An 8,860-nucleotide genomic window follows, 5' to 3' on the forward strand; every position below is an offset into this window, starting at 1 on the left:
AGCTCGTGTCGATAATCACGCTGGACTACATTGGCAGAACGGCACAGGAGCTGCCGAATTAACCTGAGACCCATCTTCCCTCCAGTTTTCAGGAGAGTCTTGGGTTTTCAATGTGACTTTAGGCGGCCAGTTTTTCCATAGCCATTTTCATTGGTCACAAAAGTACGCCTGATCCCAGCGCAATTTGTGAAGCCTTATTTGCCGACTTCCGCCAATTGGAACAGCGCATAGCTGATGTGACGAAAGAAATCGCGGCGATCGCCGATCGGGAAGATGTTGGGCGACGGCTAATGACTATTCCAGGCATTGGAGCCTTGGGAGCCACGGCGCTTCTGGCAGCGGTTGGGAGTGGTAGCCAGTTCCGAAAAGCCCGCGACCTGGCTGCCTGGCTCGGTCTTGTCCCTCGAGAATATTCGACCGGTGGAAAGCAGAAGCTTCTCGGCATCAGTAAGCGGGGAACCCGCTATGTTCGCAAGCTGCTCGTACATGGCGCTCGGTCGTGCTTTCGACATCTTGATCGGACGAAGGATCGATTGGGAAGCTGGCTCGATGGCATTCAACATGCCGTAAGTCCTGTTCAAAAAAGCGGGCTTCGTGCCCGAACCATTTATTGGAACCGGCGTGTGCGGATCTCATCATGGCCTGGCTGCAACCGCAGCCCACTCGCGAGAGGCCGGATACATTTATGCAACTGGAATCGTCATTTGCGATGTCGCGAACCTTTGCACGGAGGGGACGGACCATACATTTTTTGAAGCAATGTCCTTCAAAATGGCGTTGTCCAGCATGGTCTCGGCCAGCAGCTTCTTCAGCTTGGCGTTCTCGTCTTCCAAAGCCTTCAGCTTGCGAGCATCGGAAATGCGGCAAACATCGGCCGTCCTCAGGCCGCTCTCCTGCTCTTTCAATATCCCGATGATCTGCTCGTCCGTGAACCGTGAATGCTTCATCCTGTCCGTCTCCTCAGGGTGACGGACTCTACCAAAATTTGGAGGAAGTTCAGGGGCTCAGGTCAGAATGTGTGAATCGCATCGGGACGCGAATTCCCTCATCGGTCTGGCGATTGCACCGATGGAGGCGCGACGGATGGCTGCCGGGGTCTCAGACAATCCTTAACATTATTTCATTATCCCCGCTTTCCAGTCCCGCAAAAGAAATGCCTGATCGACAGGGCGTGTCGGTACTGGCCTTGCCATCGTCGACCTTCAAAGTTCCAACCTGTGGTTAAAGCGCGTTCGAATAAGCTAACTTGAGTTGGATTTCATACCCAGGGCGTGGTTTTGCAGGATAGCGTTAATTATCATTCCTTTCCGTAGGTTGCGGTTGTTCAACCTCATCTGAAGGAAGCCCACGACATGATGAATCTTCGCTCATTCCTCGAGAAGGAAGCTGACGCCGATTTGCTGCGCTGCATGTTGATGGCGCTGGATGTGGGCACGAAGACCGGAGCCGGCTACGACGAGAAGAATCGCTTCCGACTGGCCCAGCGCGACGGCAACCGCGAGACGGACTGGGAGACCCTGCTGGCACAGTCGATCTTCGTCTCCCGCAACTGCGCACTGGCAGCTATCTCCCGAGCTTCCTTTGAACCGCGCCGCATGGCGAAGAAGACATTGCCAGCGGTGACCTAGCAAGAACGCGCAGCGCTTGTCGCGAAGAAACCCATATATTGAAGCGTTTCGACCCGCTCCGTCGATGAGGTGGCCAAGGCCATGAACATAAGCGGCATATCCAACAGCCAGGCCTCAAGGCTCTGCGAGGAGATAGGCGAGAGGGTACGTGCAGAGAATGTTAGCAGGCAGGCCCCTGGTCGCGATTGACGCGGAGCATCAGATTTTGCATTGATGCGCTAACGGTTCCCTGGGAGCGTCTATGAAATCGATTGCAACTGAACTTATCCTTAAGGCAGAATGTTTAGTTGAGCCAAAGTGGCGTTTTCAACTTGTTGAGCCGTGTCGGGTACCATCTGCAATGCGTATTGGTGCTTGTACTCACATTCGGGGCCTGGAAATATCTCATCGTTGTCGATCGTTGGAAGACACGGCAGGCTTGGTCCGTACTTGCTCAAGACAATGGGCAGAAAATATGTTCAATTTAACGCATCCGAGGCCAAAGTAAATCCTATGCAAGCATCTCCCTCTCCATTTACTACGTATCTTGACCGGACAAAACTTGAGGCTCTTTTAGCCAGATCAAGACCAAGGGAGGTTGCACTCGCCGAGTACAAGAAAAGTCTTGAAGAGGCTTATAAAAACCTGCTTTCCGCGATACGGGATATCCCCAACAACAGGGAGCTTGAAGTATTTACCGCTCGCTGTGAGCTCAAGATGGAACGTTGGCACAGCGCCGCGATCAGGTGGGCAGAGATATCTAGAGGAGCGGACGAGTATCGTGCTGAGGCGTATATGTCGCTCGCCGTCATTTACCGGAACCTTGGAGCGTATTCCAAGGCATTCTCATTCGTTAAGACGGCAGAGAGTAGGGGCGCCGGCTCAGACGAAGTGCGACGGGAATACCGCCGCTTGCGGCGGAAGATGCGGGGCTCTGCCGCATCGGCACTCGCGTCAGAGGCATCGGTTTCGCTCACAGCAGAGAATCTGAAAGAAGCTCAATCTCTGCTTATACCAGCAATGCGTCTCGCGGGAGTGCCTGTCGCGGTGCAATCTGCTGTCGATGCATTCTTAGAAAGTGAGCCACCTATTCACTGCCCGGTGGAAGAGCATGTTCCGCGCGTGATCTTTGTGGGAGGCTTCGGGTGGTCCGGCTCTGGAGCCGTGACTGACTACCTCTGTCAGCATCCGTCCGTCACGCTTCCGTTCGGTCACAATGAGGCGTTACTCTTCTCGGAAACTGAAGGAACAATAGGAGTTGCTCAAAAAGTTCCAGGGACGGTAGGTGGCATCCCACTGCTGCAAAACCATCTACTAAGGGCTGTCTACGGTGTCATACCGAGAGAGGCGGGCGATATCGCGTCCGGACGTGGCAGGTCTGTTTTTTGGCAAGATCAGCCAGATCCCCAAATTGTATCTCAAATAACCGCTGCTGCACTACGGCTAGTGAAGGCCGATTGGCGAGAGATGGAGAAGACCAAGGTAATTGATTGTGTCGTGCACTTTTACTCCAGCGTCTTAGCGGCATTGATACCAAGAGGGCGTATCGGGGTTACTTCAAATTGTATCACCGCTGCGAACATGGAAATGGTTAGATATGTAACCGGTGGGTTCGGCGTCGCGGCGTTTCGCGATCCGAGAGACCAATATGTCGCACAGCGTTATGAACACCGCTCCGGCAATACGGCTGCCGTTGATCGGTTCATTTCAAAACTTCGCAAGCGTCTGCGAGCATTCGAGAGGGCTGAAAAGAGACTGGGGCCAAGCAAAATTATCAGGTGTCAGTTTGAGGATTTTGTTAGATCCGCAAAGTATCGGGCGTCATTTCTTGGAACACTAGGAGTCCATGAAACAGAGTTCAAATTTGGCGAGGGGGGCTATCGACCGGAAGACTCACTCGGTAATTTAGGGTTGTTCAAGTCTTATGCTGCGCAAGAGGAAATTCGGAAAATTGAGGAGGCTTTCCCCGCACTCCTTGTACTTTGATCGATGGTGGATTGCTCATTTCACCGGACTGTTTACGCTTGGATTAATACCAACCGTCATTGATCAGAACCCTTGTGCCCATTGTCGTCGGCCAATTGACATGATCCTCCATGGCCGCTCCTGCAGTTTTCTCCAGGCGTAGCAGCAGTGATCGACGATATCCTCGTAGGACTTGAAGACACGGTTGGAGAGCCAGTTATTCCGCATAAACTGCCAGATGTTTTCGACCGGGTTCAACTCGGGCGATTTGGGCGGCAGTGGCAAGATGGTGATGTTTTCAGGAACGACAAGACTGTTGGACATGTGCCATCCGGCCTGATCCATGATGAGGATGGCGTGGCCATCGTCCGCGACGCTGCGGGATATCTCGATCAGATGCTGGTTCATGGCATGGGTATCACACCAGGGCATGACGAGAGCGGCCGCCTTGCCCTGGCTGGGGCAGATCGCGCCGAAGATATAGGCCGAGCGGGTGCGCTGGTCATGGGGTGCGGATGGCCTTGAGCCCCGCTTTGCCCAGCGGCGCGTGATCTTGTTCTTCTGACCTATCCGCGCTTCGTCCTGGAACCAGATTTCGATCACTTTGCGCTTGGCGGGACCGGCGGCGATTTCTGCCACAATGGCGGGGAAGTTTTTTTAAATGCCTCGGCTACCTCGGCGTCCTGCGCATGATGACTTGGGCGAGCCGACAGCTTGCGGTGGCCCATAGCCCGCACTTCGCGGCCCAAGGTCTCCTCACTCACCGAGACCCGGAATTCCTCCCAAATCCATTGCGCCAGATCACACAGACGCCACCGAACGACGCCATCCAGATACGGGGTCGGTCCGCGCTCTATGGCTTGCGCCAAGGCCGTTCGCTGTTCGTCGTTCAGGAGAGAAGGCTTGCCCGGGGCCTTGCCGTTAATCAACCCGTCGGCACCGCGTGCGTTGAAGCGCACCACCCAGTCGCGCACGATCTGAACCGTCACGCTGCCAAGCCGGGCTGCATCGGCGCGCGAGCCGCCATCATAGATCGATGCGAGCGCGAGAAGACGCCGCGCCTGGTTGGCATCCTTTGTCTGACGCGCCAGAAGCCGCAACTTCGCGCCATCGTAATCCGGCCGCAAAGAAATCGCTGAGCTCATCGCAAACCTCCCGTTTTCCCAAGAGATTCAGATCCGTCGGCTTTTGGGAATCCCAAGAGTCGGATTCAGCGACGTTGGTATAAGGCGTTGGTGAGCTCGGTTTTACAAAACACTTTCGGCGTAAAAGTTTGGACTGATTTCACCTGCTTATTGAACCCGATCGCTCTCGTAATAGTAGCATTGAGCAAATGCTGATGACTTGCCGTGTTGTATTTGAGTATTAACTCGTCAACCGCCATGATCTATGACCTATTGTAGGGAGTCGCATGGAGATATATGTAAATATATCAATATGCGCGATCAAAGGATCGAGCTCCAACCCGTGGCTTGATCGTATCCATCTTTGCCTGATCGCAGTAATCCACTTTCGCGAGGCGTCGGGATAGCATCGAAGGGCCTCTCAGAAGCTGGCTCCTACTTTTCGTATGGTGACTTTATTGGAAAAAGCTCTGACATAAATCGAAGCACGAGCTGGTGTTGCTTTTTCCAGTTTCGAGAATCGCCCACGGATGCGTCATTGAGGCAAAAAGTTATCGGTGCAGGCTTTGAATAGTAATTCTCCAGCGTGCTCGCGACGCCCAGTGCCGAGTTTCCCGAAATGTTTATGTATTGATAATCTATGTCACCATAGACCGCATTACGTGTAGCAAGTGCGTAGTTGGTAAAGAGATAGGTGGCGACGGAAATATCCGTTGGGCTGCGAAACTGTGAGGACCGCACGTCACTAAATTGTTTAGGAAACTCTCTCTCTAGTTCGAGCATCAGCGTCTTCGACATTGCGTAGGGGGCGTGTTTCGGGCGCTTCCTAACAGCGAGGTTAAATCGCTCTGAAATCAATTTAGCTGTATTGTTCCCCGCATATTCGGCCGAACTCCGTAGGTCGACAAGTGGTCCCTGAGGTATTCTACTCTGGGTAACGAAAACCTTCAGTATGCCGTTTGGATCAAAAAAAACGTCAGGGAGAGTTGGCCTTGCTAAGAATACGTCGTCATTGAAGTAGAGGAAGTGTTCGGACAATCCGGGTATCCGATGAAGCACAGACTCGATTGCATGGCTATTAAACGTGGGTAGGGCGCTTCCCTCAGGGAAAATTTCGCGGTGGTCTATTATACGGCAGCGGGGATGTTCTTTGAGCCAGCGCGGAGTCTGCCGGTCCGTAACAATATAGATATTACGAATCCAGGGAGCATATTGCAGCAAAGATCGGATAGAGTACCTAAGTTCATCTCTATTCTCAAATCGCGATCTAATGTTAGCATCTTTGTTAGCGGCACTCGATTTTCCTTCCACGGCGGCTTTTCGAGCGAGCCATTCTGGGTCTGATCCGTCCACCCATGTATAGACAACGTCGATGTCGAATTTGATTCGATCAATGGCTCTCCGACTGGCGTCTTCCAAGCGGGCTTTGATTTGCTCGGGTTCGCCGAAAACCCGTGGCGTCATTCTTTCTCCGGAAATAGCCTCCAACCATTGATCACTTTTTCTATAAAATGTGACGCGTGTCGCGTAACGCCAGTTGAACTTCGGAATTTTGTTCCGGATGCTATAAAACCGGCAAATCGATACTGAAGACACCTGCGGCCCGACCATCTGTGATAGCCCTTCGGCAGTGCGGACACGCTTCGAGGACGAGCCCTTCACGGCGATTTCTGCCCCTAATGTGTCGTCCCAGAGTGCAGCGGCGGCGGAGAAAAACCCTTTTTTATCGTCTTCGTGAAGGAATACTGCGGCAGTTTGCGGATTCTCACTTTCAACGTATAATGGTTCTATACCCGCATGAGAACACGCCCTTAGCACCAGCGACAGATTGTTCTGGCTGGCCTGCTCGGGCCCGAAAGGGTCGCCCACGTTAAGTAGCACGCGTCCGGGGACGGAAACTCGATTTACAACGTTTCCACTTTTCCGAGCCAATTTTCTAACGAAACGCAGGATTTTGGACGTAACCATGATGCTCCCTTTCGGAAGGGATAAATTCCGGCTCAGACTTTATGTCAAGTTGCGGCTCGCATTTTTTTGTTTTTTTGGATGATTGGAGTCTTTGATCAGAAAAATTTGTGAGAAGAGCTAAGAGATTGACTGCTAGTCGGACGATCAAAGCGTGGCCATGTCCAAAAGCCTGCGACCTTCGAACTCGACGGTTCAGTGCATAATCGGCGCCGGATCTCAACTGATATTTCTTCAGCTCGCAGATACGCTAAAATCAGTAGTTTTTTTTAAACGGCCTCGGCGATCCACATCGAGAGAGTAGATCGTGTCCGCCAAATGAGTGTAGCTTCCGCGCACGCTGTGCGTTCCGGACAGAGCCGGGACGTGTCAGCTTGCCGCCGTCAGGGCAGATGAGCGAATCATCGCTCATTGACGATTTTTTCCTGCTGCCACAAAGCGAGGAGTTGAAAGGTCCACTCATCATTCTGCTCAAGGAGTAATGCGCCCACACGTTCGGTGATGGCATCATCGTTGGGAAAGATGCCAGCGACCTCCCCTTAGCGCTTGATCTCGCCATTCAATCGCTCGACAGGATTTGTGCTGTGATTCTTAGTCCAGTGCGACCTTGGAAAGGTCATGTCGGCGAGCACTTTCCTACTCGGCGCTGTCGATGAGCGTGGCGAGTTTCAGCACTTTCGGTCTAGTCTAGCATCGGCCGCGAAAGCGTTGCCTTGCATACTGCGTTGGGGGTGCGCCTTCCCGAAAATGAGCATATCCAGCAAGCATTATCTATGCTTCAACATGTATGAACGACATTTTTGAGAAAGCTTCAATGTACAATTGAGCTAATTCGCCTGTTTTCGTCCCCGGAGAATATTTTCGCGGTGCTGACAATGTTCCATCGTGAGGTATTGTACCCAGCAATAGAACAGATAGGAAGGATCTAGGAACGAATCATTGTAACGAGGAACGGATATGTGCGGCATCGTCGGTATCGTTGGAAATCAGCCTGTCTCCGAGCGGCTTGTCGATGCGCTGAAGCGGCTCGAATATCGCGGCTATGATTCCGCCGGGGTGGCGACGATCCATCAGGGTGTGCTCGACCGCCGCCGCGCCGAAGGCAAGCTGGTCAATCTGGAAACCAAGCTGCGCGGCGCGCCGCTTTCCGGCCGGACCGGCATCGCCCATACGCGCTGGGCGACCCATGGCGCACCGACGGAAGACAATGCCCATCCGCATTTCACCGATGGGATTGCCGTGGTCCATAACGGCATCATCGAGAATTTTTCCGAATTGAAGGATGAACTGATTGCCGCCGGCGCCGTCTTCCGGTCGCAGACCGATACGGAAGTGGTGGCGCAACTGCTGGCAAAGCTGATCCGCGATGGAGCAAGCCACCGGGATGCCATGCAGGCGGTGCTGCGTCGGGTCACCGGCGCCTATGCGCTTGCGGTCATCTTTCAGGATGCGCCAGGGACGATCATGGCGGCGCGCAGCGGCCCGCCGCTGGCGGTCGGTTTCGGCAAGGGGGAGATGTTCCTTGGCTCCGATGCCATCGCGCTGTCGCCCTTCACCAACGAGATCACCTATCTGATCGATGGCGACTGGGCGGTGCTGAGCGCCGAGGGCGTCGAAATCCTCGACCATGACGGCAAGCCGGTTTCACGGCCGCGTCAGGTCTCGGTCGCGGCCGCCTATATGGTCGACAAGGGCAATCATCGCCATTTCATGGAAAAGGAAATCTACGAGCAGCCNGCCGGTTTCACGGCCGCGTCAGGTCTCGGTCGCGGCCGCCTATATGGTCGACAAGGGCAATCATCGCCATTTCATGGAAAAGGAAATCTACGAGCAGCCCGAAGTGATTTCGCACGCGCTCGGCCACTATGTCGATTTCATCGAGAACCGGGTCAATCCGGCGGCGAGCGCCATCGATTTCGCCAAGGTTCCCAGTCTGGCGATTTCCGCCTGCGGCACTGCCTATCTCGCCGGCCTGGTCGGCAAATACTGGTTCGAACGCTATGCCCGCCTGCCGGTCGAGATCGATGTTGCCTCCGAATTCCGCTATCGGGAAATCCCGCTCTCGGCGCAGTCGGCGGCGCTGTTCATCTCGCAGTCCGGGGAGACAGCCGACACGCTGGCCTCGCTGCGCTATTGCAAGGAAAACGGCCTTAAGATCGGCGCCGTCGTCAATGTCAGGGAATCGACGATCGCCCGCGA

At 54.0% G+C, this 8,860-nt stretch carries 3 protein-coding genes and 6 pseudogenes; 5 read left to right on the plus strand and 4 right to left on the minus strand.

Going from position 1 to position 8,860, the window contains the following annotated elements; translation table 11 throughout:
* Nucleotides 1-191: 191 nt before the first annotated feature.
* Nucleotides 192-575, plus strand: a pseudogene (locus tag ASD31_RS25465) (transposase); the annotation flags it as partial.
* A 138-nt stretch (nucleotides 576-713) separates the two neighbouring features.
* Here ASD31_RS25465 and ASD31_RS11795 read toward each other — a convergent pair.
* A pseudogene (locus tag ASD31_RS11795) lies at nucleotides 714-947 on the minus strand (transposase); the annotation flags it as partial.
* A 405-nt stretch (nucleotides 948-1,352) separates the two neighbouring features.
* Here ASD31_RS11795 and ASD31_RS25470 point away from each other — a divergent pair.
* Together ASD31_RS25470 and ASD31_RS11805 are read left to right on the plus strand one after the other, a co-directional pair.
* Nucleotides 1,353-1,781: pseudogene (locus tag ASD31_RS25470) on the plus strand (transposase); the annotation flags it as partial.
* A gap of 237 nt (nucleotides 1,782-2,018) precedes the next feature.
* Nucleotides 2,019-3,593 (plus strand): tetratricopeptide repeat protein, encoded by a 1,575-nt coding sequence (locus ASD31_RS11805; protein WP_056333449.1) that lies wholly within the window; start codon nucleotides 2,019-2,021, stop codon nucleotides 3,591-3,593.
* Between the two features lie 63 nt (nucleotides 3,594-3,656).
* Here the strand turns inward: ASD31_RS11805 and ASD31_RS25475 are convergent.
* The 3 genes and pseudogenes from ASD31_RS25475 to ASD31_RS26780 form a co-directional block, all read right to left on the minus strand.
* Nucleotides 3,657-4,717 (minus strand): IS630 family transposase gene (locus ASD31_RS25475; RefSeq protein WP_156392620.1). Its coding sequence is split into 2 segments (ribosomal slippage): nucleotides 3,657-4,225 and nucleotides 4,225-4,717, totalling 1,062 coding nucleotides; the frame shifts between segments, so codons are not numbered across the junction.
* Between the two features lie 414 nt (nucleotides 4,718-5,131).
* Nucleotides 5,132-6,664, minus strand: coding sequence for a Stealth CR1 domain-containing protein (locus ASD31_RS11820; protein ID WP_082520539.1), 1,533 nt, complete (start codon nucleotides 6,662-6,664; stop codon nucleotides 5,132-5,134).
* Nucleotides 6,665-7,107: 443 nt separating this feature from the next.
* Nucleotides 7,108-7,345, minus strand: a pseudogene (locus ASD31_RS26780) (transposase); the annotation flags it as partial.
* A 273-nt stretch (nucleotides 7,346-7,618) separates the two neighbouring features.
* On the opposite strand from ASD31_RS26780, the pseudogene ASD31_RS26785 reads away from it, so the two are divergent.
* Nucleotides 7,619-8,397 (plus strand): annotated as a pseudogene (locus tag ASD31_RS26785) (glutamine--fructose-6-phosphate aminotransferase); the annotation flags it as partial.
* An 83-nt stretch (nucleotides 8,398-8,480) separates the two neighbouring features.
* Nucleotides 8,481-8,860, plus strand: a pseudogene (locus tag ASD31_RS26790) (SIS domain-containing protein); the annotation flags it as partial.

This window comes from Rhizobium sp. Root482 (assembly GCF_001426565.1).
GTDB lineage: Bacteria > Pseudomonadota > Alphaproteobacteria > Rhizobiales > Rhizobiaceae > Pararhizobium.